The sequence below is a fragment of the Streptomyces sp. KMM 9044 genome, assembly GCF_024701375.2.
Taxonomy (GTDB): Bacteria; Actinomycetota; Actinomycetes; order Streptomycetales; family Streptomycetaceae; genus Streptomyces.
This window is the reverse complement of the sequence record NZ_CP113910.1, coordinates 3301703-3326019: the sequence shown is the minus strand read 5'-3', so window position 1 is coordinate 3326019 and position 24317 is coordinate 3301703. Positions and strand designations below refer to the sequence as shown.

At 66.9% G+C, this 24317-nt stretch carries 22 protein-coding genes and 7 pseudogenes; 12 read left to right on the top strand and 17 right to left on the bottom strand.

What is annotated here, in order from left to right:
• Positions 1-204: 204 nt before the first annotated feature.
• The gene (locus tag HUV60_RS14905) at positions 205-489 is read left to right on the top strand and encodes a transposase (protein WP_257850784.1); all 285 of its coding nucleotides are present in this window, start codon (positions 205-207) and stop codon (positions 487-489) included.
• Here the strand turns inward: HUV60_RS14905 and HUV60_RS14900 are convergent.
• Positions 467-670: pseudogene (locus tag HUV60_RS14900) on the bottom strand (integrase core domain-containing protein); the annotation flags it as partial. The gene HUV60_RS14905 and the pseudogene HUV60_RS14900 sit on opposite strands and share 23 nt — an antisense overlap.
• Before the next feature lie 246 nt (positions 671-916).
• On the opposite strand from HUV60_RS14900, the gene HUV60_RS14895 reads away from it, so the two are divergent.
• The 4 genes from HUV60_RS14895 (at position 917) to ltrA (HUV60_RS14880) (ending at position 4296) form a co-directional block, all read left to right on the top strand.
• Entirely contained in the window at positions 917-1270 is a 354-nt protein-coding gene (locus HUV60_RS14895; RefSeq protein ID WP_257853088.1) for a hypothetical protein, read from the top strand.
• On the top strand, positions 1258-1599 hold the full coding sequence (locus tag HUV60_RS14890) for a transposase (protein WP_257853090.1): 342 nt from the start codon (positions 1258-1260) through the stop codon (positions 1597-1599). Before HUV60_RS14895 ends, HUV60_RS14890 begins: the two co-directional genes overlap by 13 nt.
• Positions 1596-2375 carry a transposase gene (locus tag HUV60_RS14885; RefSeq protein ID WP_257853091.1) on the top strand — a complete coding sequence of 260 codons (780 nt, stop codon included), beginning with the start codon at positions 1596-1598 and terminating at the stop codon, positions 2373-2375. The genes HUV60_RS14890 and HUV60_RS14885 overlap by 4 nt, the downstream gene beginning before the upstream one ends.
• Before the next feature lie 643 nt (positions 2376-3018).
• Positions 3019-4296 (top strand): group II intron reverse transcriptase/maturase, encoded by a 1278-nt coding sequence (gene ltrA / locus HUV60_RS14880; RefSeq protein ID WP_269441187.1) that lies wholly within the window; start codon positions 3019-3021, stop codon positions 4294-4296.
• 62 nt (positions 4297-4358) lie between these two features.
• Here the strand turns inward: ltrA (HUV60_RS14880) and HUV60_RS14875 are convergent.
• Positions 4359-5371 (bottom strand): annotated as a pseudogene (locus HUV60_RS14875) (IS3 family transposase); the annotation flags it as partial.
• Positions 5372-5460: 89 nt separating this feature from the next.
• Between HUV60_RS14875 and HUV60_RS14870 the strand changes: the two are divergent.
• The gene (locus HUV60_RS14870) at positions 5461-6213 is read left to right on the top strand and encodes a phosphotransferase family protein (RefSeq protein ID WP_257850785.1); all 753 of its coding nucleotides are present in this window, start codon (positions 5461-5463) and stop codon (positions 6211-6213) included.
• Between the two features lie 91 nt (positions 6214-6304).
• The gene (locus HUV60_RS14865) at positions 6305-7018 is read left to right on the top strand and encodes a S1 family peptidase (RefSeq protein WP_257850786.1); all 714 of its coding nucleotides are present in this window, start codon (positions 6305-6307) and stop codon (positions 7016-7018) included.
• Positions 7019-7067: 49 nt separating this feature from the next.
• Here the strand turns inward: HUV60_RS14865 and HUV60_RS14860 are convergent, their stop codons facing one another.
• The 8 genes and pseudogenes from HUV60_RS14860 to HUV60_RS14825 form a co-directional block, all read right to left on the bottom strand.
• Positions 7068-8072, bottom strand: a complete 1005-nt coding sequence (locus HUV60_RS14860) for a hypothetical protein (protein WP_257850787.1) — start codon at positions 8070-8072, stop codon at positions 7068-7070.
• A gap of 295 nt (positions 8073-8367) precedes the next feature.
• Positions 8368-8592 (bottom strand): hypothetical protein, encoded by a 225-nt coding sequence (locus HUV60_RS14855; protein WP_269441186.1) that lies wholly within the window; start codon positions 8590-8592, stop codon positions 8368-8370.
• A gap of 56 nt (positions 8593-8648) precedes the next feature.
• A complete protein-coding gene (locus HUV60_RS14850) occupies positions 8649-9341 on the bottom strand; it encodes a DNA replication terminus site-binding protein (protein WP_257850789.1) in 693 nt (230 codons plus the stop codon).
• Positions 9342-9473: 132 nt separating this feature from the next.
• Positions 9474-9800 carry a hypothetical protein gene (locus HUV60_RS14845; RefSeq protein WP_257850790.1) on the bottom strand — a complete coding sequence of 109 codons (327 nt, stop codon included), beginning with the start codon at positions 9798-9800 and terminating at the stop codon, positions 9474-9476.
• Positions 9801-9866: 66 nt separating this feature from the next.
• Complete coding sequence (locus HUV60_RS14840) at positions 9867-10088, bottom strand: hypothetical protein (protein ID WP_257850791.1); 222 nt, start codon at positions 10086-10088, stop codon at positions 9867-9869.
• A 92-nt stretch (positions 10089-10180) separates the two neighbouring features.
• Positions 10181-11242, bottom strand: a pseudogene (locus HUV60_RS14835) (major capsid protein).
• Positions 11243-11253: 11 nt separating this feature from the next.
• Positions 11254-11673 (bottom strand): head decoration protein, encoded by a 420-nt coding sequence (locus HUV60_RS14830; protein WP_257850792.1) that lies wholly within the window; start codon positions 11671-11673, stop codon positions 11254-11256.
• Between the two features lie 130 nt (positions 11674-11803).
• Positions 11804-12277, bottom strand: a complete 474-nt coding sequence (locus HUV60_RS14825; RefSeq protein WP_257850793.1) for a hypothetical protein — start codon at positions 12275-12277, stop codon at positions 11804-11806.
• Between the two features lie 365 nt (positions 12278-12642).
• Here HUV60_RS14825 and HUV60_RS14820 point away from each other — a divergent pair, with 365 nt between their 5' ends.
• A complete protein-coding gene (locus HUV60_RS14820; RefSeq protein WP_257850794.1) occupies positions 12643-13119 on the top strand; it encodes a hypothetical protein in 477 nt (158 codons plus the stop codon).
• A 51-nt stretch (positions 13120-13170) separates the two neighbouring features.
• On the opposite strand, the gene HUV60_RS14815 is transcribed toward HUV60_RS14820, so the two are convergent.
• The 3 genes and pseudogenes from HUV60_RS14815 to HUV60_RS14805 all read right to left on the bottom strand — a co-directional run.
• On the bottom strand, positions 13171-14373 hold the full coding sequence (locus tag HUV60_RS14815; protein WP_257850795.1) for a cytochrome P450 family protein: 1203 nt from the start codon (positions 14371-14373) through the stop codon (positions 13171-13173).
• 79 nt (positions 14374-14452) lie between these two features.
• The gene (locus HUV60_RS14810; protein ID WP_257850796.1) at positions 14453-15226 is read right to left on the bottom strand and encodes a hypothetical protein; all 774 of its coding nucleotides are present in this window, start codon (positions 15224-15226) and stop codon (positions 14453-14455) included.
• A 56-nt stretch (positions 15227-15282) separates the two neighbouring features.
• Positions 15283-15486: pseudogene (locus tag HUV60_RS14805) on the bottom strand (integrase core domain-containing protein); the annotation flags it as partial.
• A gap of 587 nt (positions 15487-16073) precedes the next feature.
• On the opposite strand from HUV60_RS14805, the gene ltrA (HUV60_RS14800) reads away from it, so the two are divergent.
• Positions 16074-17351, top strand: coding sequence for a group II intron reverse transcriptase/maturase (ltrA, locus tag HUV60_RS14800; RefSeq protein WP_257847794.1), 1278 nt, complete (start codon positions 16074-16076; stop codon positions 17349-17351).
• Positions 17352-17413: 62 nt separating this feature from the next.
• On the opposite strand, the pseudogene HUV60_RS14795 reads toward ltrA (HUV60_RS14800), so the two are convergent.
• Positions 17414-18427 (bottom strand): annotated as a pseudogene (locus HUV60_RS14795) (IS3 family transposase); the annotation flags it as partial.
• A gap of 84 nt (positions 18428-18511) precedes the next feature.
• Between HUV60_RS14795 and HUV60_RS14790 the strand changes: the two are divergent.
• Positions 18512-18676: pseudogene (locus HUV60_RS14790) on the top strand (IS30 family transposase); the annotation flags it as partial.
• A 33-nt stretch (positions 18677-18709) separates the two neighbouring features.
• Here the strand turns inward: HUV60_RS14790 and HUV60_RS14785 are convergent.
• The 3 genes and pseudogenes from HUV60_RS14785 to ltrA (HUV60_RS14775) all read right to left on the bottom strand — a co-directional run bounded on the left by HUV60_RS14785 (position 18710) and on the right by ltrA (HUV60_RS14775) (position 21382).
• Positions 18710-19012: a DUF6342 family protein gene (locus tag HUV60_RS14785; protein WP_257850797.1), complete on the bottom strand. Its 303-nt coding sequence runs from the start codon at positions 19010-19012 to the stop codon at positions 18710-18712.
• Positions 19013-19440: 428 nt separating this feature from the next.
• Positions 19441-19788, bottom strand: a pseudogene (locus HUV60_RS14780) (RICIN domain-containing protein); the annotation flags it as partial.
• Between the two features lie 139 nt (positions 19789-19927).
• Positions 19928-21382 (bottom strand): group II intron reverse transcriptase/maturase, encoded by a 1455-nt coding sequence (gene ltrA / locus HUV60_RS14775; protein WP_269441185.1) that lies wholly within the window; start codon positions 21380-21382, stop codon positions 19928-19930.
• Between the two features lie 786 nt (positions 21383-22168).
• Between ltrA (HUV60_RS14775) and HUV60_RS14770 the strand changes: the two genes are divergently transcribed.
• A complete protein-coding gene (locus HUV60_RS14770; protein WP_257850798.1) occupies positions 22169-22570 on the top strand; it encodes a hypothetical protein in 402 nt (133 codons plus the stop codon).
• Between the two features lie 188 nt (positions 22571-22758).
• The gene (locus HUV60_RS14765; protein WP_257850799.1) at positions 22759-24306 is read left to right on the top strand and encodes a TIGR02677 family protein; all 1548 of its coding nucleotides are present in this window, start codon (positions 22759-22761) and stop codon (positions 24304-24306) included.
• The last annotated feature ends 11 nt before the right edge of the window (positions 24307-24317 follow it).

Below are 24317 nucleotides of genomic sequence, written 5' to 3'. Positions count from 1 at the left end.
GCGTCTCACGCCGGTCTGACAACCCGTCCTGGAACGAGGGCCGTTCACCACGTGTGGCCCTGCCGGGCCTCTTGATCCCTGCGGGAATCTGGGGTCGAGAGCGCAACTGGGGACATGGTCTCAGCTAGGTCCTGTCTGAGATTCAGATCATGAGTTAGGTGGATCGCCTGCGCGCGGAGGCTCGGTCTTGATAGGTCATGAGTCATGGCGCGAGGCGATCTCACCGATGAGCAGTGGTCCCTGGTTGAACCCCATCTCCCGTATGCCGCGGTCGGGCCCATCCCTGATCTGCGAAAGTACTTCAACGCGGCGATGTGGCGGTTCCGCACCGGGGCTCCCTGGCGTGATCTGCCGACCGAGTTTGGGCCCTGGCAGAGTGCGTACGACCGCTTCCGGATCTGGGCGAAGCGGGGCATCTTCCAGCAGGTGATGGAGGGGCTTGACCCCGGATCGTGGACACCGTTTGCTATGCAGCAGTGGCCAGCGTAATCGATCGTTGTTCGTAGGTGATCGGGCTGATCTGGCCGAGTGCGGAGTGTCTTCTTTTCGTGTTGTAGCGAGTGACCCACCGGAACACCGCGAGGCGGGCCTCGCGCGCCCCTGACCAGCGTTTCCTTCTCTGCAAGGTCTCCCGTTTCAGGCTTGCGTTGAAGGATTCGGCGGCGGCGTTGGTGTGTCCAGAAGGTGATTGTGAGGTTCTGATGTAGAAGACGGGAACGAACAGTTGCCATGCTGTTGTGGAGATGAAGGTAGGTCCTTCGGCATCGGCATGCAGGTGCAGGTGTCAACCTCGTGTATTCAGCTACGAGGGCCGTCCGTCAGTGATGTGACGCCCTGATAGCGGAAGGGTGCCCCTGACCTGCGATGATCTGAACTTCCTAGATCAAGAACGTCGCAGAGTGGGGGCACCCAACAGGTGCAGGCTACCGAATGGGATCGTCGGCTCGTTGTGCGGGCCGACGGCAAGAACCTGGTCGGGCATGCGGGCGTGGTGCTGCTGCACCGGATCGCGGACCGGGTCGGGCTGACCCGCGCCCTGGCCGCCGCGCTGCCCCGCGGCGTCGGGCCGGGGTGGCGGGATCGCGGGATGGCCCTGGTCCAGCTGGCCTGCGCGATCGTCCTCGGCGCGAGGAATGTCCTGCAGGCCGAGCAACTGCAGCAGCACTGGAGGCCGTTCTTCCCCGTCCGGTCTCGGACAGCACCCTGTGGCGCACGCTGGAAGCCATCGACGGCCCTGTCGGAGCCCGGGTGGAGCGCGTGCGCGCCGTGATACGGCGTGGGGTGTGGACGCTGCTCGCCCTGCGGCCCGGTGGGTTCCCGTGGATCTCGGTATGCGGGCGCACGCTCACCAACTGGTACGTCCTGGATCTCGATGCCACCTTGGTGACCTGCACCAGCAAGAAGGACGGCGCGGCCGGCACGTTCAAGGGCGGCTACGGACATCACCCGCTGGGCGCCTGGCTGGCCAATACCCGCGAGTGCGTGACCATGCTGCTACGGCCGGGCAACGCGGCGTCCAACGACGTCGCCGACCACAAGACGGTGCTGGCCGCCGCGCTGCGGCAACTCCGCTGCCGCTGTGGTCGAAGCTGCTGGTGAGGATCGACGGCGCGGCCTTCAGCCACGGCCTCCTTGAGCATCTGCAGGCGCTGACCACCAGCCGCCGCCGAGTGCGCTGGGTGACCGGCTGGGCCATCAATACCGCCGACGAGGCCGCGATCGCACTGCTGCCCGCGGACGTGTGGAACGACGCGCTGCGGCAGGACGGCGAGGTCCACGAGATCAAGGGCCCGGACGGACAGAAGGTCACCTACCAGGTCGCCGAGCTGACCGGGGTGCGCGACCTGAGCGGCTGGCCCGAGGGGATGCGGCTGATCGTGCGCCGGGTCAAGCCCTCGCGCCGCGATCTGAAGAAGCTGACCGCGTTCGAGCAGCGCACCGGCTGGCGTTACCAGATCGTCGCCACGAACATCCCCGCCCACCAGGGGCTTTCCGGGGTGTCCGGCTCCGGGCAGGTGTGGTTCGTCGATGCTCTCTACCGTGATCATGCCGAGGTCGAGGATCGTGTCAAGGCGATCAAGCGGATCGGCCTCGGGCTGCTGCCCTCGAAGTCCTGGCAGCTGAACGCCGCCTGGGTGCTGGCTGCCACTATCGCCGCGGACCTCGACGCATGGACCAGGCTCCTTCTCCTGCATGACGAGCCCGAACTCGCCGCCGCCGAACCGGAGACGATCCGCAGGAGGCTCTACCACCTGCCCGCCCGGCTCACCGCCCACGCACGCAGACGCACCCTCCACCTCGACCGCACCTGGCCCTGGGCGCCGGCGTTCGCCACCGCCTGGCAGCGGGCCACCCAGCTTCCGGCCCACACCTGACGGTCGGCCCCGCCCCGACGACAGCGGAGAGGAGAGGACCCGCAGCACCCTCGGGCCCGTGGAACCCGACGCCCCGCAGCGTCACGCGACGGCCCGTCCTCGAACGGCAGGGGACATTACGGGCAAACCGCCGAACCGACCGACGTCACACCGCAAGTGAAGAATCGAGGTCAAACCACCATGAGCTGCTGCGGTGAATGAGCCGTGGTGGTGAGCGTCATGGAAAAGCCGTACTAAATATGGCAGGTGTGGGCTGAGAAGGCGAACGCAAGTGAACCGCCGATGACGTGTCGTAAAGCTTAGACGACATCAAAACCAGGGCCTCAATGCTGTCCTGGGACAAGCCAGACGGGAACCTGTTTACTGGTCTGGCGGTGTCCGGCATGAAGGTGGCGCGAGCTCAGTCTGGGCTTCACAACGGAACTGGAGAACTCCTCGACGCGAAACCGCGATCCATGGGTTGACGTGGCTCGCGAGAGGGAGAGGCGCAAGTGGCGAAGAGTCATGAGGGCCGGAGTACCGGTCGCGCGTCGGGAGGGCGGAACGTCCCGTAGTAGTGATGAAACCTCCGTAATAGGGGTGGAGCGAAGGGGACGTGTTGTTGGGTGTCGATCGGCGATCAACCAGCGATGGGAGGAATCGGATGGTCGAGACAAGGCCAGCGGACAAGCCGTTTGATATTCCGAGGCGGCTGGTCTGGAACGCATACCTGAAGGTCAAGGCCAACAGGGGAGCGGCTGGGGTGGATGGGCAGTCTTTAGCGGAGTTTGAGCAGGATGAGAAGAACAACCTGTACAAGCTGTGGAACCGGCTGTCCTCGGGAAGCTACTTCCCTCCACCCGTGAGAGCGGTTGATATTCCCAAAGCCGGCGGTGGGATTCGGAGCCTTGGGGTTCCGACCGTGGCCGACAGGATCGCCCAGACGGTAGTGGCTATAACATTGGAGCCTGAGGTGGAGCAGATCTTCCATCAGGACTCGTATGGCTACCGCCCGAGGCGGTCCGCGCTGGATGCGGTGGAGACGTGCAAGCAGCGGTGCTGGAGGCATCCTTGGGTGATCGACCTTGACATCCAGGGCTTCTTCGACAACGTGCCGCACGGCCCCATCAACGCGGCAGTGGAAAGGCATACCAATCTTCCGTGGGTTCTGCTGTATGTGAAACGGTGGCTAGTCGCCCCCGTACAACAGCCCGACGGAACGCTCGTCAGGCGGGAAAAGGGGACTCCCCAAGGGTCTGCTATTTCACCATTGTTGTCGAATCTGTTCATGCACTACGCCTTTGACGCGTGGTTGGTCCGGGAGTACCCGGCGATCAGATTCGAGCGGTACGGCGACGATGCTGTGGTGCACTGTGCCAGTGAGAAGCAGGCGATTTTCGTCCGCGACATCATCGAGGGCAGGCTGCTGCAGTTCGGATTACGTCTCCATCCGGAGAAAACCAGGGTGGTGTACTGCAAACAGGAAGGTCGTGAACGGGAGTTCCCGGTCACGAAGTTCACGTTTCTGGGGTATACCTTCCGTCCTCGGGCTGCCCGCTTGCGGGATGGGAGGCTGAAGACCGGCTTCCTTCCCGCAGTGAGCGAAACAGCCATGAAGTCCATGGCGAGGACTATCCGGAGCTGGCGACTGGGGCGCTGTACCGAGCTGAGCTTTCAGGAGATCGCCGCGATGATCAACCCCGTCGTGGCGGGATGGATCAACTACTATGGGCGCTTCTACAAGTCCAGGTTGATCAGGTTTCTGGAACAGCAGATCAATCCGTTCCTGGTGAAATGGGCCCGGAGGAAGTACAAACGGTATCGTCGTGCTTCAAGAAAGGCCCGGAGAAGGCTGGCTGAGATTGCCTCAGCATTCCCGGGCATGTTCGCTCACTGGAAGCATGGCGCGTTGCCCACTGGTTCAACAATGGGAGCCGTGTGAGTCGCGAGGTTCACGCACGGTTCTGAGAGCGGCGGTGGGTGAAATTCCCGCCGCCGACTCACCTCCGCCGAGGTTCCGACCGCCCCACGTGATCTGGTCACGCCGAGTTCGCGGCACACGTTCGCGAACTCCTTCGACGCATACTGGGCGCCGTTGTCGCTGTGGAATATCGCCCCGTCAAGAGTTCCGCCGCGGGTACGGGCCGCAGCCCGGAGCGCATCGGTGACCAGCTCGGTGCGCATGTGGTCGGCGATCGACCAGCCCGCCAGCCGTTTCGAGCAAAGGTCCAACACCGTTGCCAAATACAGGAATTGGCCGTCGCCGATGGGCAGGTAAGTGATGTCGCCGACGTACCTGGTGTTCGGCTCGCTCGCGGTGAAGTCACGCCGCAGTAGATCGGGCACCGGCGTCGCGGACGGCTCGGGGACGGTAGTGCGGACCTTCTTACGCAGATGCACGCCCTGCAGGCCGATCCGGGCCATCACACGCGCGACCCGCTTGTGGTTCACCTCGATCCCGGCGTCCCACAACTCGGCCGTGATCCGCGGGACGCCGTAGGTACCGTCGGACTCCTTGTGGATCTCCCGGATCCGCCGGGCCAGGCGGGCGTCGGACCGCGCCCGCTCGATGCGGGCCGGGGCGCCCTTCAGCCACCGGTAGAACCCGGACCGGGAGACCTCCAGGACCCGGCACAGCCGCTTGACGCCGAACGCGCCGCGATGATCATCAACGAACTGGAAACGGCTCACCAGTTGGTCTCGCCGGCGAAATACTTCGCGGCCCTCCGCAGGATCTCCCGCTCGGTCTCCAGCTCCCTGATCCGAGCCCTGAGCTGCTTGTTCTCCTCTTTCAGCACATCGTCGGAGGGTACATCAACGGCCTGTACCGCCCGCGGCGAGCGACTCGCGGCCGCCGCACGGCCCTGCCGGGTGCGCTCGACCCGCACCCAATTCCGCAGCGTCTCCCGGCTGATCCCCAGGTCCTTGCTCACGCCCTCGAACGTATTCTTCGGGTCCGACAGGTACAGCGCGACAGCATCCGCCTTGAACTCCGCCGAGTACACCTTCATCACCATCAGTGACATCTCTTCCTCTGGACCCTCAAGGTCCAGTGTCCAAGGTGTCTACGATCCGGGGTGAAGCCCCGCGGCTGCCGGCCAACATCGTGGTCCGTATCGCCCGCCCCGGGCAGGAGGCCGCGGCTGCGCGCGAGGTTGCCGTGACGCGATGGCTCGCCGAGCACGATGTCCCGGCTGTCCGCCCCTTGCCGATCGAGCAACCCGTACAGGCCCGCGGGCGAGCCGCAACGTTCTGGGAGGAGCTGCCTCCGCACCGGCACGGTACGGAGGTTGATCTCGCCCCCTTGCTACGTCAGCTGCACGACCTGCCCAAACCCTCATTCCAAATCGGGAGGTTGGATCCTTTCGTACGGATCACCGACCGACTCGCGGCGGCTCGATCGGTCAGCGACGACGACCGGGAATGGCTCCTCCGCCAGCTCGATGCCCTCCGGCAGGAATGGGGCCATCTGCCCGCCGGCCAGCCGGAGTGCGTCATCCACGGAGACGCCTGGGGCGGTAACTGCGCCGTCACAGCCGACGGAGCAGTGCTGATGGACTTCGAGCGCACGTCTGAAGGGCCACCCGAGTGGGACCTGCTCTCCACTGCGATCGAGCACGACACGTTCGGCACACTGCCGGAGGACAGGTACCGAAGGTACTGCGAGGCCTACGGGCACGACGTCATGGCTTGGGGCGGCTATCCGATCCTGCGCGGAATTCGCGAACTTCGCCTCGTCTCGTTCGCCTTGCAGATCGCGGACCAGGACCCGGGCACGCTGGGCCAAGCCCAGTACCGCATCGCCTGTGTTCGGGGGCGGCAGGGCACTCGTCCATGGGGCTGGATGGCGGTCGGCTGAGGCTCCGAACTCGAGTCCCTGTCACCTCGGACCAAGATCCGTGCGAGTTCGTCGAGCCGATGCAGAGTTCGCGTCCCGGGTACAGTGCGCCATGACCGAGCGCGACTACGACATGCTCTTCAACATCGTCGTTCCTGTGATGAAAGTCCGGGCCACGTCCGACGACACCGTTTGCAACGAGGGTTTCGCCGGTACCGCCTTCCTGCTCAAGCACGCCGAAGGCCAGGTCGAGGGCGTAGCAGTTACCGCCCGCCACGTCGCCGAGCAGCTGACCCCCGGGGAATCAGCGATCCTCTTCCGCGGTACAGACGGGTCCTGGCAGCCCGCTGCGGTCCAAGGCATTGAGTTGCACCCCACACAGGACGTCGCGCTCCTGCGCCTGGAGCCCGGCACATACGTGGCGCACTGCGTGCTCAGCCGCCGCGAGGCGCACGCCTCGCTGCAGTACATGCTCTGGGGCTATCCCGCAGCCGTGCTCTACGAATCCGTTTCCGACGACGGCATCGCCTTGCAGCGTCCGGACCTGATCTATTCCGAAGGTCACGTTCGGCGACGCATCAGCGACCGCCTTCCCGGCATCCATGGCTCCCGCTTTTTCGAACTGAGCACACCCGCCGGGCCGGGCTGCTCGGGCGCACCGCTCATTGCCCGGTCCCAGGGGCACTTCGGCGGCCCCGACTGGCAGGTCGTGGGCGTTTATGTCGGCGAACGCCGTTCCCAGCCGGGAGACCTGTTCGTCGGCTACGGGGTGCGGATTGCCGACATCGACCAGGATGCGGAGAGCTGGTCGGCTCTCTTCGCATGACGGCACGGCAGGTAGCTCAGTGAAAATGCCGCGTCACCGGCGGCCCGGCCTACGAAGCGTCGTCGGTGCTGCCAGCGGGGCCGGACGGCGCATTGGCGAGAGCTTCGATGGCGGCGATCCAGTCTCGCATGTACTGCGCCGTATCGTCCGGGTGGCCAGGACGCAGGAAAAGGCGCGCGCCCTGGTCGACGATCAAGTTCTCCAGGTGCGTATTCAGAGCGGCCATGTCCTCGTCCAAGCACGGCGCGAGGAACTGATAGATGTTCTGGGGGCGAACCATCACGGCACACATGAGCTGCAACCACTCGCCCATGCCCGTGTCATCCATCCCTTGGCGCAGGGCGGCCAGGGCAGGCGTGTCGGGCATGAGCAGGCCGTACATCACGTAGAAGCCGCCGAAGCCGGCCAACCGCAGCGCCACCTCCCGGGCCCGGGCCATCTCGGCCTCGCTCGCCTTGGCCAGGCGCGCGAGCGGGTCGAATGACTCCAGCGAGGCCAGCCATTCCGCCAACAGGCCGTCCCGTTCCGCCTGTTCGAGAGCCTCGGCCCATACCTTCGGGTCAGCGTAGGCGGGCAGCCCTGGCATCCAAGCCGCGAGGGCCGCGGCTACCGCCTGGCCGCCCAACTCCTCGGCCCCTATGCCGGAGGCCGCAATCACATGCACCAGCAACCGGGCCCGGCCTGCCCAGCGTGAGCGCGGCAGGTCGGTGTCCGTGAGCAGGGCCTGCCGCGTCTGATTCGGATCGGGAAGACCGCCGCTGGTGCGGGACAGGACCCGGTCGGCGCTCGCGTAGAAGTCGTCCTGAGCGGCGTCCGTACGGGCCTGGCGGGCCTGGTCGAGCAGGCGCTGCACCGGGCTTCGCGCCTCCGCCCACAGCAACGCCTCCCGTACGGCCGACCACGGCGGCTCGGGAATCGTCAGACGCCCCGGCAACTGTGGCAGACCTGCCTTGGCGTACCAGGCCAGAACCGTCCAGCGCAGGTCGCGTCCTTGTCGCGCGTGCTTGGCCAGAGCTGCGGCGACCTCCACCGTCCGCTCTTCCAGGACCGACACCGACCCCTGACCGCGCCCGGGCCAACGTCGCGGATGTGGGGGCAAAAGTCCCGCACGGCGCCACCGTTCCAGCTGCGCCGCCGAGACCACCAGCTCTCGCGTAGCAAGCCGCTCGATTAATTCCTGGTCCGCGCCACTCGTCTTTCCCCTGGTCACACGGCCATTTTAGAACCCCGCGAAGTGTCCCCAAAACGCGCCACGCGTCTCTGGCTGACTGGGTGTCTGGCCGGGATGGCATCCGCCACCGGTCCGTGCACATGAGAAGGGACCTGCACCCGCAATGGCACAGCCCCGTTCAATCCGCCGCAGAGCGGCGGCCACCACCGTGACCGTCGCGGCTGTTGTCGCCTCGACCGCTGCCGGGCGCACCACCGTGGTGGTGTGCTCCGCTGCCCTTGGGCTGCTCCTCGTAGTAGTGGCCGTCCTGGCCCTGGGGGCCGCCTTCGCCAGCCGAGCCGAGCACCGTGACGCCGCTCGCCGCACCCTGCTGTTGCTCCTGCGCCTTGCCCCCTGGTATCACTCACGCGGTTGACGACGGCGCACACCGGCGAGCGGCGCGGTGAGCCTTCCAACGCGTCAGGCCGACGTCAGATCCGGCCGCGGACCGAAGGCCCTTCGGCAACGGGGGTGAGAGATCGGAGCGCCGGCGGCATCGTCCACGGACCGTACGGTGCCGTTCGCCTTGTCGAGGTCGGTGTGGGTGAGCCAACCGCAGTCGAACCCGTCGAAGACCTCAACGTGGCGAATGCCGGCCTCGGCGGTGCGGTTGAGGGTTCCGGCGTTGTACGCCACGGCGCTCTTCGCGAGGGTCGCCGCCTCCGCCCAGGCCCGGACAGGGACGCGGGCGCCGTTGCGGTAGACGACGTAGGCGAGCTGGTGATCGGCGAGGAGTCGGTTGGCAAGGTCCTTCGCGGCCTGGCGGTCGGTCGTGCCCGCGACGGCCAGGAGCGGCAACTCGATCCTGGCGGCCGAACGGGCGGCGCGGTAGAACTGCTCAGCCATGCGCCCAGCTTCCTGGGAGCGGCGCAGGAGGTCGGCGTAGGAGTCGGAGGCGAGGGTCTGCAGCGCGTCTTTGTGGATCTGGGTCCAGGTGAACGGCGAGCCGATCGCGGTGGCTGCGGCCTCGGCGCCTTGCTGGTACAGCCAGGGAAGCTGGCGCTGGACGAAGGCGCGGGCCTCGGCGTCCACGCGGTCGCGGAATGCGGTGATCGCCTGCTTGAACTCCTCCAGCGTCGCCAGGATGTACGTGGCGCGCGTGTTGCTCCCCATCGTCGCGATGACGGTTTGCTGACGGGCTTCAAGCCGTTGCCATGCCTCCTCCAGGACAGCCGCTACTCGCTGCGCGACCTCGTCCGTGTCTCCGGGTGTCAGCGGTGGCCACTCGTACGCCATGCCTCCCCGCTACCGGGTACGCCGTGCGGGCAGGAGCGGGGCGGTGGCCAGCACGGCAGTCCCGTCTGCCGGGGCGCTGTCATCGGGAGCGACGGCGGCCGAGACGGCGGTGATCTGCCGCTCGGTACCGGTCAGGTTGTTCGTGTTGTCCATGGTGACGACCCCGTCGACCGTCAGGCGCAGGGGGTCAGCGAGGAGCTTCGCGCGGCGTTCGGCCAGGACTTCCAGGGCGACGGCGCGCGCGGAGCCGAGCCTGGTGTAGCGGGCCTCCAGGTCGGCGATGTCGGTGCTGGTGCCGAGCTGGGCGAGCAGCCAGGACAGGACGGGCTGGTCCATGCGGAACGTCTCCAGGGCGGGGGAAGCCCGCCCTGCTGCTTCCAACGGGGCGGGCCTCGGGGGTGGTTACTCGGGCGCGGTCTTGCGGGTGCGGGTCCTCGGAACTGCGGCCGGCGTGGGTGCCGGTTCAGGCTTCGGGGTGTCGACGGTTGCCGGGCTTGGCTCCTGCACTGGCTCGGCGACGGCCTGGGGCTCGGGCGCACGAGCAGCGTCCGGCTCCTCGGGCACGGGGAGTTCGGGCAGGATGCCGTCCTCCCACGCGTCCGGGTTGGTGATGAGCTCGGCCACTTCCGGCTCCGGCTCCTCCCCAGGCTGGAGCACGATCGGTTCTCGGGTCTCGGGGTGCTGAATGTGTACGGCCGCAGCCAGTCGCGCGCCCATCAGATGACCTTCGCCACGAGGTGGGCGTCCGGCGTGTGGAGGACCGGCATGGCGACAGCGGCGCCCTTGGTCCAGATCTGCGGAGGGTCGTCCTGAGTACCACGGGTGATGATGACGCCCGGCGCGTCCTCCTTGGCGATCTCCGGGTTCGTCCCGCGGCTGAGCACCAGGGACTCCACGGTCGTGCCGTACTGCGCCTGGCCCCACTTCGTACGGTCCGGCGGAATGAGGATCCAGCGGTCCTCGGGCAGCACCTTCGTCTGCACGCCGTCGACACGGACCTGGGCCTTGTAGAAGCGGACCGGCGGAAGGCCGTAGTTCTAGTTCCCGCGCACCACGTTGACCTGCTCCGGGTTCAGAGACGCGGTCGGCGTCGACGAGGGGGACACCGATCCGTAGTAGGCGGCCCGGTAGGCGTTGTTGGACGCCAGGAACGAGTACGCCCTGCGGCTGGTCAGCACGAACTCCGGTTCCGGCACCCCGAGGTCGTCCAGGTAGGCGATCCAGCCCAGCTCGTCCCGGATGGGATCAGAGGTCGGGTCCGACCACAGCACGGAGACGGTCGGCATGTTCCCGGCCGGGACACCCCAGTCGACCTCGATCGTCAGCCCGTTCTCGTTGACGAGGGAGAACTTGCCGTCGGTGAGCACGTCGCCGGCGGCGAGTTCCAGGCGGGACCGGATCGCTTCAACGTGCCGTTCCACGTCGTCGTACAGCAGCTCGATCAGCCGATCCTGGTCGGCCCCGCGCGACGCTTCGAGGAGAAGCTGTTCCTGCTCGCCGACCAGTAGCTTCTGGCCGAGCGGGGGCAGCATGCCCTCGCGGGTGGTCTCCCAGGCCGCGCGGGTGGCGAACGGCACGCTCGCGTCGTAGGCGCGGTACTTGGCGGCGTTGACATAGCGGCCGTTGTCGCGCACCCGCCACTTGACGTCCTGGACTTCCAGCGTGGGGAAGATCCCGTCGGTACTGGTGAGGAGGAAGTCCGCCGGGGTGGGGATGGTTCGGGCGAATGCGGTGAGGTCGTGGGCGGTGACGCCTTCGACGAGGTCCTGAATGGTCATCGGTCAGCCCCTCACACGAACCGGATCTGGGCGCCCGTGGAGGACGGGATCACCGTGGAGGGGTCGATGCCGCCGGGTACTGCGGACGTCTTGACGACGCCGTGCCACAGCAGCGCCGCCGGAACCCGGGTGGCGGTGGGCGCGAACAGCGCCTCGGCGAAGGTGACCCCGGCGAGTTCCTGCCGGCCGTCGACGGCGGCCTCGTCGTACGGCCCGTACAGGCCGGACGCACCGATCTTGCCGACGGGGACGCCGGACAGGACCCGGCTGTAAGGCTGATGCGGATCGGTCGACGCCACCCAGTGGGTGTCCTTGGTGAACTTGCTGATGTCGAGGGTGATGGTCTCGGTCTGGTCGGTGCCGTGCAGCGAGCCGAGCCAGGCCCGGTCGGCGGTGTACGACCGCGACGAAGTGAACGGCTGAAGGGTCACAGCCAGTCCTCCCGTGGATGAGGAGCGCAGAGGTTCGCGCACTCACCGGGCTGGTGGTGCCGTCCACGGGAGGAGGGTCGGGGCGTGGTCCCCTGTCCGGCCTTGTCCCGCCGGTGGGATGGAGCGTGGATCAGTCGGAGGTGACGTAGCCGCGCCTGCGGGCCATCTCCAGCCCGGCCGCGCCGGGCTTGGCCGGAGCGGTCCTGCGCGGCGGCGGTCCGCCGGCCGGAGAGCCGCCGGGCGCGGCTGGGGCAGTCTCGCGCGGGGTGCCGAAGAGTTCCGGCCGCCGGGCCGCGAGGGCCTTGGCGGCCTCAGTGAGTGCCTGGTCGTCCGCGTCGTCCGGCACCGCCAGCAACTGTTCGGCGTCCGCGAGGTCCGCGCCCGTCGCGCCCAGGGCCACCAGGGCGGCCCTGCACTGTGCCGCTCGCTCGCGTGCCGCCGCAGCTGACTCCCGTGCGATGGCGGCCTGTTCCTTGTCGGTGGCCGCCTGCTCGCGGCGCTCCAGCTCCGACAGCGCGTCTGCCTCTGCTTGCTTCTTGTCCTGGATGAAGGCAGCCAGGGCAGCGGCATCGGGGAACCCGGTCTGCTCCAGCAGCTCCTTCACCGCAGTCCGGCCGCCCTGTTGCTTCTCCCGAGCTAGCAGGGCGGTGACCTGCTCCTGCGTGAAAGTCTTCGCCTCGGGCGGCTGCTGGTTGGACGGATCGTCACCCGAAGCCCCAGCGATCGGGTAGACCGGCCGCCCATCGCGACGATACCCAACCGGTGTGAGCGGTGAAGGATTCGAATGGCGCGTCATGCGTGAACCACCCAGTGGTCTCCAACGCCCCCGCGCCGGACAGCAGTCTACCGAGACAAACCGGCAACGTGCACGGCTACATGCCTCGGGCGGCTTTACTCACTGGGTAGGGACAGCATTTCGTTGTGCCTTGAGGCGGTGGGTACAGCCGCAGAGGGGCATAGGCTCCTCCCATGCCGACTGACGGTCCCTCTCTTGAGTGGTGGAACGAAGCGTTGCCTCCGCAACAACGCGCGCTGTGGTCTGTTGAGTTCGCGATCGATCAGGTTGAGGCGCTGGTCGATCTGGCTTCCGCCGAGTCGGAGCAGTCAGATATCGTGCGCGCGGCCTGCGCTGAGTCGTTCTTCGTAAATGTCCGTCTGCTGGCGGAGTTTCTCACTCGGCCTCCGAACAACAAGGACTTCCACGCGACCGACTTCGTTGACGGCTGGCAACCTCCGCCCACGCCAGCCTCAACCCGCCTGCGTGATCGCTGGTGGCTCCTTGGCAGTCGGCAAGTCATGCACCTCAGCAAGGAACGCTTCCCTGACGATCTCGCCGAGATTCTGGCGGATAGCCAGATCACGTCGTCAGCATCGCTGCGGCACATCGCACGGGATTGCCGAGAGGTCTACGAGGCTTTCAGACAGGCACGCCAGCCGACCATCTAGCGTCTTCCGGACATGACCAGCTCCTGGTCGGCTGACGCACCACGCCCACAATCAATAGCGCACGGGAAGGCTGAGCAGGCCGCGGGCTCGCATGGAAGGCCGCCAGCGCAGTTCGTCCACCTGTGCATCAAGGGCAAGTTCGGGGAATCGGTCGAGGAGCGCGGCAAGAGCGATCTCGGTCTCCATACGGGCCAGGGGTGCGCCCAGGCAGTAGTGGATGCCGTGCCCGAGAGCGAGGTGACCGGTGGCGTCGCGGCCGATGTCGAGGCGGTCGGGATCGGTGAAACGGTGCGGGTCTCGGTGAGCGGCGGCCAGGGACAACAGGACGGTCTCGCCTGCCGGGATGCCGACCCCGCCGATGGTGACGTCCTCGGTGGGGAAGCGGCGGATGGCCAGGGGCGCGGGCCCGTCGTAGCGGGCCAGTTCCTCGACCGCGCCGGGCAGTCGGCCGGGATCGGCGCGGAGCGCGTCCAGTTGGCCAGGGTTGGTGAGCAGAGCGAGGGTGGCGTTGCCGATGAGGTGGACGGTGTTCTCGTACCCGGCGAAGAGGATGAGGAAGGCCAGGGACATGAGTTCGTCCTCGGTCAGCCGGTCCTCGTCGTCGCGTACGGCGATCAGGGCGGAGAGCAGGTCGTCGGCGGGAGCGGCTCGCTTGGCGGCGAGGAGCTGAGTGAAGAAGCCGAGCATGGCCCGGACGGCTTCCTTCGCCTTCTCGGGGTGGGCCGGGTCTGGGGCGACAAGGGCGTCGGTCCAGGAGCGGAAGTCCTGCCGGTCGTCTGGGGTCACGCCCAGCAGATCGCAGATCACGGTGATCGGCAGCGGCGCGGCGTACGAGGCGATGAGGTCGGCGCGGCCGAGCGGTGCGATGGCGTCGAGCAGCCCGTCGGCGGTCTTCCTGACGGGCTCCCGCAGAAGCTCGACACGGCGCGGGGTGAACGCCTTGGTTACCAGGCGCCGAATGCGGGTGTGGTCCGGTGGGTCCATGTTCAGCAGGTTCGCGTCCAGCGCCGGCGGCAGCGCGAGCCCGTGGTAGCCGCCAGGCTTCGCGTTGCGCTTGTCGAGGGAGAGCCGGGGGTCGGCGATGGCCTGGCGCACGTCGTCGTAACGCGTGACTAACCAGGCCGGAAGCCCGTCCGTTCCGGTGATGCGGTGGACGGGCCCGGCCTCGCGAAGCCGCGCATACACCGCGTACGGGTCCGCGATCAGCTCTGCACGGTCAACAAGGGGCGATTCACTGGGCGTTGTGGTCGACATGGCCTCCACCCTAAACAGACGGAGCCTTCCGCCATGCAGAGCCCGAGGCCGACCGCCGCCGCCCAGCCATGGGGTCCGCTCATCGCCCGCCCGCGGGAAGGAGCGGCACGGGCGGAACCTCGGAGTCGGCTTTCGGCAAGCCCAGATACGCGCGCACCGCGTCGTTGTCGCCGGTGGCGTCGGCCAGGCGAGCCGCCGCATCAAAGGCGCGCTTTTGGATCCGCTCGACCTCTTCCTGGGCGTCCTCGATCGGATAACCCGCATCGATCAGCATGCGGATGGACGTCTCCAGCGAAAGGACGCCCGCGGTGAAGCCCTTGACCACCTCCTCCAGGACGGCGGCCCGGTCGGTGGGCGTGTGTGGCCCCCAGGCGAGTCGGGAGAGCAGGGACTCTCCACCAGGCCACCCGTGGGCATGGCCGGCCTGGTGGAGGCGCTGCACCATCTTGAAGAGCAGCTGGTATTTGTGAGCGCGCGCCAAGCGCATCGAGCTGACCAATGAATCGAGCGGACCGAGAGCCAGTTGCAAGGCATACCCGGACGGAACGGCGGCAGGGTCGAGTGTTCCCAGGCCAGAGGAGGTGAGTCGGCTGTTCCCCGCGATGCGGTCCAGCAAGTGGTCGACGCGGGACCGTAGTTCGGCAAGCTGCGCAGAGGTGTCGAGAGCGTCCATACGTCCGCCTTCATCCAGCTGCCACACCATGCCGGCCTGGACGCGAACGGGAAGCGGCTGCCCCGTCTTCCGGTCGACCGGCAGCCGGGCTCCTGCGAGCCCGATGATCGGTGATCCGGTGGTCGCGGAGGCGGAGGAGGAGTCGGAGTCGGTCGCTGACAGCTCGTCGAGGCCCTGCATGACCTTGGCGATTACTGGCTGGCCGGGGCTTGACCCCGGATCGTGGACACCGTTTGCTATGCAGCAGTGGCCAGCGTAATCGATCGTTGTTCGTAGGTGATCGGGCTGATCTGGCCGAGTGCGGAGTGTCTTCTTTTCGTGTTGTAGCGAGTGACCCACCGGAACACCGCGAGGCGGGCCTCGCGCGCCCCTGACCAGCGTTTCCTTCTCTGCAAGGTCTCCCGTTTCAGGCTTGCGTTGAAGGATTCGGCGGCGGCGTTGGTGTGTCCAGAAGGTGATTGTGAGGTTCTGATGTAGAAGACGGGAACGAACAGTTGCCATGCTGTTGTGGAGATGAAGGTAGGTCCTTCGGCATCGGCATGCAGGTGCAGGTGTCAAACCACCATGAGCTGCTGCGGTGAATGAGCCGTGGTGGTGAGCGTCATGGAAAAGCCGTACTAAATATGGCAGGTGTGGGCTGAGAAGGCGAACGCAAGTGAACCGCCGATGACGTGTCGTAAAGCTTAGACGACATCAAAACCAGGGCCTCAATGCTGTCCTGGGACAAGCCAGACGGGAACCTGTTTACTGGTCTGGCGGTGTCCGGCATGAAGGTGGCGCGAGCTCAGTCTGGGCTTCACAACGGAACTGGAGAACTCCTCGACGCGAAACCGCGATCCATGGGTTGACGTGGCTCGCGAGAGGGAGAGGCGCAAGTGGCGAAGAGTCATGAGGGCCGGAGTACCGGTCGCGCGTCGGGAGGGCGGAACGTCCCGTAGTAGTGATGAAACCTCCGTAATAGGGGTGGAGCGAAGGGGACGTGTTGTTGGGTGTCGATCGGCGATCAACCAGCGATGGGAGGAATCGGATGGTCGAGACAAGGCCAGCGGACAAGCCGTTTGATATTCCGAGGCGGCTGGTCTGGAACGCATACCTGAAGGTCAAGGCCAACAGGGGAGCGGCTGGGGTGGATGGGCAGTCTTTAGCGGAGTTTGAGCAGGATGAGAAGAACAACCTGTACAAGCTGTGGAACCGGCTGTCCTCGGGAAGCTACTTCCCTCCACCCGTGAGAGCGGTTGATATTCCCAAAGCCGGCGGTGGGATTCGGAGCCTTGGGGTTCCGACCGTGGCCGACAGGATCGCCCAGACGGTAGTGGCTATGACATTGGAGCCTGAGGTGGAGCAGATCTTCCATCAGGACTCGTATGGCTACCGCCCGAGGCGGTCCGCGCTGGATGCGGTGGAGACGTGCAAGCAGCGGTGCTGGAGGCATCCTTGGGTGATCGACCTTGACATCCAGGGCTTCTTCGACAACGTGCCGCACGGCCCCATCAACGCGGCAGTGGAAAGGCATACCAATCTTCCGTGGGTTCTGCTGTATGTGAAACGGTGGCTAGTCGCCCCCGTACAACAGCCCGACGGAACGCTCGTCAGGCGGGAAAAGGGGACTCCCCAAGGGTCTGCTATTTCACCATTGTTGTCGAATCTGTTCATGCACTACGCCTTTGACGCGTGGTTGGTCCGGGAGTACCCGGCGATCAGATTCGAGCGGTACGGCGACGATGCTGTGGTGCACTGTGCCAGTGAGAAGCAGGCGATTTTCGTCCGCGACATCATCGAGGGCAGGCTGCTGCAGTTCGGATTACGTCTCCATCCGGAGAAAACCAGGGTGGTGTACTGCAAACAGGAAGGTCGTGAACGGGAGTTCCCGGTCACGAAGTTCACGTTTCTGGGGTATACCTTCCGTCCTCGGGCTGCCCGCTTGCGGGATGGGAGGCTGAAGACCGGCTTCCTTCCCGCAGTGAGCGAAACAGCCATGAAGTCCATGGCGAGGACTATCCGGAGCTGGCGACTGGGGCGCTGTACCGAGCTGAGCTTTCAGGAGATCGCCGCGATGATCAACCCCGTCGTGGCGGGATGGATCAACTACTATGGGCGCTTCTACAAGTCCAGGTTGATCAGGTTTCTGGAACAGCAGATCAATCCGTTCCTGGTGAAATGGGCCCGGAGGAAGTACAAACGGTATCGTCGTGCTTCAAGAAAGGCCCGGAGAAGGCTGGCTGAGATTGCCTCAGCATTCCCGGGCATGTTCGCTCACTGGAAGCATGGCGCGTTGCCCACTGGTTCAACAATGGGAGCCGTGTGAGTCGCGAGGTTCACGCACGGTTCTGAGAGCGGCGGTGGGTGAAATTCCCGCCGCCGACTCACCTCCGCCGAGGTTCCGACCGCCCCACGTGATCTGGTCACGCCGAGTTCGCGGCACACGTTCGCGAACTCCTTCGACGCATACTGGGCGCCGTTGTCGCTGTGGAATATCGCCCCGTCAAGAGTTCCGCCGCGGGTACGGGCCGCAGCCCGGAGCGCATCGGTGACCAGCTCGGTGCGCATGTGGTCGGCGATCGACCAGCCCGCCAGCCGTTTCGAGCAAAGGTCCAACACCGTTGCCAAATACAGGAATTGGCCGTCGCCGATGGGCAGGTAAGTGATGTCGCCGACGTACCTGGTGTTCGGCTCGCTCGCGGTGAAGTCACGCCGCAGTAGATCGGGCACCGGCGTCGCGGACGGCTCGGGGACGGTAGTGCGGACCTTCTTACGCAGATGCACGCCCTGCAGGCCGATCCGGGCCATCACACGCGCGACCCGCTTGTGGTTCACCTCGATCCCGGCGTCCCACAACTCGGCCGTGATCCGCGGGACGCCGTAGGTACCGTCGGACTCCTTGTGGATCTCCCGGATCCGCCGGGCCAGGCGGGCGTCGGACCGCGCCCGCTCGATGCGGGCCGGGGCGCCCTTCAGCCACCGGTAGAACCCGGACCGGGAGACCTCCAGGACCCGGCACAGCCGCTTGACGCCGATACGCGCCGCGATGATCATCAACGAACTGGAAACGGCTCACCAGTTGGTCTCGCCGGCGAAATACTTCGCGGCCCTCCGCAGGATCTCCCGCTCGGTCTCCAGCTCCCTGATCCGAGCCCTGAGCTGCTTGTTCTCCTCTTTCAGCACATCGTCGGAGGGTACATCAACGGCCTGTACCGCCCGCGGCGAGCGACTCGCGGCCGCCGCACGGCCCTGCCGGGTGCGCTCGACCCGCACCCAATTCCGCAGCGTCTCCCGGCTGATCCCCAGGTCCTTGCCCACGCCCTCGAACGTATTCTTCGGGTCCGACAGGTACAGCGCGACAGCATCCGCCTTGAACTCCGCCGAATACACCTTCATCACCATGCGTGACATCTCTTCCTCTGGACCCTCAAGGTCCAGTGTCCAAGGTGTCCACGCTCAGGGGGAAAGGCCCGGCCGGTCCTCTTCAACGGCCTGCTGCGGCCTTACTTCCCCAGGGGCACCGATCTGTCGCCGCACAGCCGCGACCGCCTCGACGCCGTCGTCGCCGCGCTGAACGGCCGCCCACGCAAAACGCTCGGCTGGGAAACCCCAGCCGAGCGCCTGCACGGATTGTCCACCACACGTCAGTGACCACGTGCGGCAGCGAGTGCGGAGCCGGTGAGGCTAGTTGTAGCCGAGGTCGCGCTGCTCCTCGATCAGGCGCCCGGCGATGCGCAGGTTGCCCTCGGAGTCCAGGATGCCGATGATCTTCTTCCGGCTCCCGTGGTGCGTGGTGAAGTAGATCTTGTCCGCTTCCTGAGAGGTGGAGTAGTTCGTGTTGACCGAGAGCTCGATGCTGACGGGCGAGCTGATGAGCACGTCCTTCTTCGGCGAGGTCGGATAGACCTGGTTCTGCCGGAGCTTCACGCGGCCGTGGGTGTCGCCCTCGTCCCAGTCAGTGGCTACGCCGAGATCGATGTCAGGCATGTTCGTCTCCTCGAAGTGCGATCGAAGTGAGCGGTTCATCCATCTGTGTGCCGTGCAAGAGCACGGGCACACCTACCCCCCCGATGAGTCGGCAGGAACACGCCGTAATCGATCGGGTTCGCTCAGTACGGTACGGGCGGAAGCCGTGGCTGCGCAGCAAGTTGGAAAAGGTCTCCCGCGGAGAAGCCGGCGCGGGTGAATCACCTTTATGGCGACGGCGACGGCGACGTCCCTTCACCTGCTGACTCCTGCTCCGACCACCACGCCGCGCTGCGCGTTGCTGGCCGCAACCATCAGGTGCCGGCTGGGAAACCCCAGCCGGCACCTGCCTAAACTGCCCACCACACGTCAGAGACCGGGTGTTGCACCGATCCCCAGGATCTGCCACGGATGGTCGGGGGCGGCAGCGCCCCCGACCATCCGTGCGTTCACACCGGGAGCAGCTGCCACTGCCGGTCGCGGTGGTCGCCCTGCGCTCCGTACTGCTTGATCACCGAAGGGGCGTTTGTGTCGACGCGCAGCAGCAGTCCGCTGTTACGGTTCGCGATCTCGTACACCCGCGGGGTGTCGGTCACCGACCCGACCGGGATCAGCCTCCACTGCTGGTGGTCCGCGTCGCTGCCTTCGTAGGCGCGCTGCGCGACCATCGCCCCGTCGACGGTGCCTCCTCCGACGACCTCCAGGACCTTCCCGCTGCGCACGTTCTCGATCCGGTACAGGACGTCGCCGTCGTCCTGGCCGGACGCGATCAGCCGCCACTGCTGGTGTGCCCGGGGGAGGCGAGGGACTGTCAATGTGCGGTCGGCCCAGAGTGCGGTGGCGGCATTGCTGCCGTTCCGTTTCTCTGGGCCGCCGACCCGAACCGGACGTGCGTGTTGGCCACGCATCCGGCTCTCCACGTGGCTTGCCCAGCGGTCAGCCGTTGTTGGCTGCCGGTTCGATGGTCCACGGAGTCGGGATCCGAGCTCCGCGGTAGCGGTAGCGTTCGATCATGACGCTGGATGCGCCGAGGAACACGGTGCCGCTGTCGGCGAACCTCCATCCCTGGTCACAGAATCCCTTCAACTGGCTGCTGGGGATGCCGTGTTTGCGGCGGAGCCAGATCGCGACGCGGTGCCACGCGTGGTGGTCGACCGCGTTGAATGTCCGCTTCGCCGTGCCGTGTCGGAAGTAGGTCGCCCACCCGGTCATCGTCCGGTTCAGGCCCTCCAGGAGGGTGGCCAGACTCTGATTCTGGGTGTGTCTGTAGGTCCGTTCCGAGACTCGGTCCTTGACGGCCTTGATGGCCTTCTTCGAGGGCCGGGTATAGACGACGAGCTTGTTCGTGCCGCGTTTCCGCTGGCGGCGGATGTGGTGGCCGAGAAAGTCGAAGCCGTCATCGATGTGGACCACACGGGTCTTCTCCGGTGAAAGCCGCAGTCCGATCGGGGCCAGGACCTCGGCGACCTGCTCGCGCAGGGCCTCGGCCCGGTGGGCCGGGCCGCTAACGAGGACGACGAAGTCGTCCGCGTAGCGGACCAATCTCCAGTTTCCCGTTCCAGTCTTGCGTCGCTTCTCGCGCTGCCAGCTGGTGCCCATCCGGGTGTGCCACTGGACGTGGAAGTGCTTGTCCAGTGCCGTCAGAGCGATGTTGGCCGGCAGCGGGGAGAGGATCCCGCCCTGGGGAGTGCCGGTGGGGGTGTCCTTGGCGATGCCGTGGTGCATGACCTTGGCCTTCAAGAACGCCTTCACCAGCGCCAGGACGCGCTTGTCAGAGATCCTGGCCCGTAGCCGGTCCATCAGGGCGACGTGATCGATGTTGTCGAAACACGCCTCGATGTCGGCTTCCAGGACTACGGAGTAGCCCCGGCGGGCCAGATACACAATCTCCGCGATGGCGTCATGGGCTCGGCGGCCCGGCCGGAACCCGTAGGAGACCGGCAGGAAGTCGGCCTCGAAGATGGGCTCCAGGACCGCCTTCAGTGCGGCTTGCACGACCCGGTCCTTCACGGTCGGAATGCCAAGATCACGCATCTTCCCGTTGGACTTGGGGATCTGGGTGCGCCGCACCGGCGCGGGCCGGTAGGTCCGCGCCTTGAGCTCGTCCCTGATGTCCATCAGGAACGGCTGTACTCCCGGCCCGGATTCGATCGCGGCCACGGTCAGCCCGTCGATCCCAGCCGTCTTCGCCCCGGTGTTGCCCGCGACCCTGTGCCAGGCATCGATCAGGAACCCCGGATCGTAGACCAGGTTGTACAGATCATCGAATCGGCGCGAGACATCTGCCCGCGCCCACTGGTGCAACTTGAGCTGCATCTTCCGTACCGGGACACCCGGCCGCCAAGCGGCGGCCATCCCGGCCCCGGTGTTCACCAGGGCATCTTCGGACATTGCAGTCCTCTCCTTGTCTGTCACGCTGCCGCCCTTCCCCGTGCGGCCGGCTTTCCCGGCCTCGGAGTACTACGGCGGCTCCGCCCCGTCCACGTCCTTCGGCGGGCAACGCGCCTATCCCGTTCCGTGCTGCTGGAGGCGACTCGGGTCGGGAGCGGATCGCGGACGGTTCCCACGTTCACCGCTGATCAATCGATGGGTTAGGTGTCCGGCTATGCCCCTGCGGCATCGCCACGGTTACGCCGTAGACCTTCACCGTGGCCTCCCGGGCCCAGCAGGGGAAACCTGCCCGGGAGTTCACCGACAGTCACCGTCCTGGCAGGACGGGAGACTGCCGGATACGCGCCGCCAACCAGCCCATATTCACCGGATTGAGTGAGCTGGCACGCTATCTAGAGGCGTAACAACACCGGTTCCTCGCGTACACCTTCCCGTCTCGCTCACCGGGCCCGGCCCATCCGGCGATGCTGAACCGGCCCGACTTCGTCACGACTGCTTGCCGCCCTTCCTGGCGTTCCTCCAGGTCAGGCTGTCGTCAGCTTCATCTGCCCGCTACGACGAGCAGACGGCGGAGTCCTTTCACCTCCGCTCGATCACACGGCGCCTCGTGGCGCACCCCCTGGTTTCGTAGAGACCTCTCCTCTGCGGCCTTGCAGCTCTGTCGCTCCGAACCGCACGGTCCACCCGTGGGCGGCCGTCGTCGCCGGTGACCCGGCCCAGCGCACCCGGTGGTGAGCACTGGGGCCCGGAAGAGGGGCGGGACGGCTGCTGTGGATGTGCGAGCGGATGGCCACCGCCCCGCTCGCACCCGACCTCGTCCCCCGCATGTGGCGCGCGGCCCGCGCCCGTGGCGTCGGCGCCCCCGACTGGGGTGGGACAGCGCCGCCGCGCGACTGCGCCCTGCCCCCGGACCGCTACCGCGCACTGCTCGCGGAGCGTGCCACCGGCGTCCGCCTGGACCTTCGGGAGGACCGGGCCCGGGTGACGGCTCCACCCGGCTCGGTGATCCGGCTGTGGAACGGTGCGACCACCACCCTGCACAGTGGCGACGGTGAGGAGAACACTCTGCTTCTGCCGCCCGCCGACCCGTCCGATCTGTCGGCGGGGCGCACCGGAGTGGCCGTCTTCACACGCGGGGACCGGCTGGGGACGGGAAGGCCCGGGGCGTACGCGGCGATCCGCCTCTGAGCCGACCGCAGGACGGGTCTGTACGGCGGCCACCGCCCGGTAGCGGCGTGAAACGTGCGTACGATAGCACAGGTGACACGGTCCGGGGTGCGGCTTACACACACCGGTCGGGGTACGGCACACTGGTGCGGATCCGATGGTCTCCAGCCGGACGTGTGTCAGCTGAAGCAAGGGAAGCCGAAAGATCTGTGAGTGACGAGCCCGATGCCCCGGAACCCCACGCTCCGGACCCCGTCGACGAGGGCGCGTTCGGTATCGACGCGTTCTCCCTCGACGACCGGCTGCGGCTGTTCCACTTCGCTGCCGCCGAGAAGCGCCACGAGTACCTGTGGCTGCTGCGGGCCTTCGACCGCGGACGCGCCAACTATCAGGTGCTGCTGCACGCTTCGGACGTGGTGGGGCTGCTGGAGCGGCTCGCCGCAGACCATCCCGCCGCGCGCGCTGTCGGCGGGTCGGCCGGCGTTCAGCCGCTGCTCGACGGGCTCGCGGAGTGGCAGGTCCTGGACCGGTCGTACGACGGGACGCGCGCCGCGAACCTCGCCGAGTACCGCAACCGCCACTACGTGTACCAGTTCACTCAGGCCGGATACCGGGCCTACCGCGCCGTGGAGGACGTGCTGGGCGCGAGCCTGGAGGACGCCCAGCTCTCCCGCCTCGTCTTCCCCGACATCCTCGGCGACCTGCGCGCGCTGGCCGAGGCCAACACCGCGGGCGACGGCGAGGAGGTGTACCGCAAGCTCGGCCGTCTCGACTCGGTGCTCAACGAGATGGCGCAGCGCGCCGCCCGTTTCTACCTCATGCTGGGCGATCTGGCGCGCACCAACGACACCCGGCCCGAGGTGTTCCTCGCCCACAAGGACACGCTCCTCGCGCACATGCGGGAGTTCACCGCCGAACTCGGCCGCTACGCTCCGCTGCTCGCCGAGGCGGTCGAGAAGGCCGCGGCCACCGGCGTGGACCGCATGATCGAGTACGCGGCCGAGGCCGACGAGCGGCTCTTCCGCAGCCCCGCCGAGCGCCTCGCGGACTGGCGGCACCGGTGGGACGGCATCGTCCACTGGTTCGCGGAGCGCGAGCACAGTGAGACCGAGCGGCTGCAGGACGCCACCGTCACCGCGATCCGCTCCGTCCTCGCCCTGCTGCGCCGGGTCACCGAGGCGCGCCGGGGCGGAGTGAGCCGGGAGAGCCAACTGCGCCATCTCGCCCAGTGGTTCACCTCCTGCGAGAGCGACGAGGACGCGCACGCCCTGTTCCAGGCGGTCTTCGGGCTCGGCGCACCGCGTCACATCGCCGTCCCGTACGCCGACCCCGAGCGGATTCCGGGGCGTACGTCCTGGTGGGAGGCCGAGCCGGTCGAACTGGCCCGCACCCTGGTCCAGTCCGGCCGGACTCCCGCCCTGCACGGCCCCGGCCGCATCGAGCGCGACGACGACCGGCGGGCGTTGCTCCGCGCAGAGCAGCTCAAGGAGCAGGCCGAGCGGCAGGGCGCCGCGAACTCCCTTGCCTCGGACGACGTGTACGGTCGGACCCTCGACGAGCCCGAGACCCGGGCTCTGCTGGCTCTGCTGGACGTGGCGCTCGCCGCCCGGGTCCCCGCCAGCCGCCGGGTCACCGCCGCCTCCGGCTTCGCCCACGGGGTACGGCTCACCCTCACCCCCGCCGAGGGCTCCACCACCGTCGAGACCGTACGCGGGCGTCTCCATCTGGACGGGCTGCGTCTGGAGGTCACCGCATGAGTGAGGTCACC

Excerpts from the sequence above, each read along its gene's own strand:
- HUV60_RS14905 (WP_257850784.1), top strand. The coding sequence starts at position 205 with ATGGCGCGAGGCGATCTCACCGATGAGCAGTGGTCCCTGGTTGAACCC.
- ltrA (WP_269441187.1), top strand. The coding sequence starts at position 3,019 with ATGGTCGAGACAAGGCCAGCGGACAAGCCGTTTGATATTCCGAGGCGG.
- HUV60_RS14865 (WP_257850786.1), top strand. The coding sequence starts at position 6,305 with ATGACCGAGCGCGACTACGACATGCTCTTCAACATCGTCGTTCCTGTG.
- HUV60_RS14850 (WP_257850789.1), bottom strand. The coding sequence starts at position 9,341 with ATGGGGAGCAACACGCGCGCCACGTACATCCTGGCGACGCTGGAGGAG.
- HUV60_RS14845 (WP_257850790.1), bottom strand. The coding sequence starts at position 9,800 with ATGGACCAGCCCGTCCTGTCCTGGCTGCTCGCCCAGCTCGGCACCAGC.
- HUV60_RS14820 (WP_257850794.1), top strand. The coding sequence starts at position 12,643 with ATGCCGACTGACGGTCCCTCTCTTGAGTGGTGGAACGAAGCGTTGCCT.
- HUV60_RS14815 (WP_257850795.1), bottom strand. The coding sequence starts at position 14,373 with ATGTCGACCACAACGCCCAGTGAATCGCCCCTTGTTGACCGTGCAGAG.
- HUV60_RS14810 (WP_257850796.1), bottom strand. The coding sequence starts at position 15,226 with ATGCAGGGCCTCGACGAGCTGTCAGCGACCGACTCCGACTCCTCCTCC.
- ltrA (WP_257847794.1), top strand. The coding sequence starts at position 16,074 with ATGGTCGAGACAAGGCCAGCGGACAAGCCGTTTGATATTCCGAGGCGG.
- HUV60_RS14785 (WP_257850797.1), bottom strand. The coding sequence starts at position 19,012 with ATGCCTGACATCGATCTCGGCGTAGCCACTGACTGGGACGAGGGCGAC.
- ltrA (WP_269441185.1), bottom strand. The coding sequence starts at position 21,382 with ATGTCCGAAGATGCCCTGGTGAACACCGGGGCCGGGATGGCCGCCGCT.
- HUV60_RS14770 (WP_257850798.1), top strand. The coding sequence starts at position 22,169 with ATGGCCACCGCCCCGCTCGCACCCGACCTCGTCCCCCGCATGTGGCGC.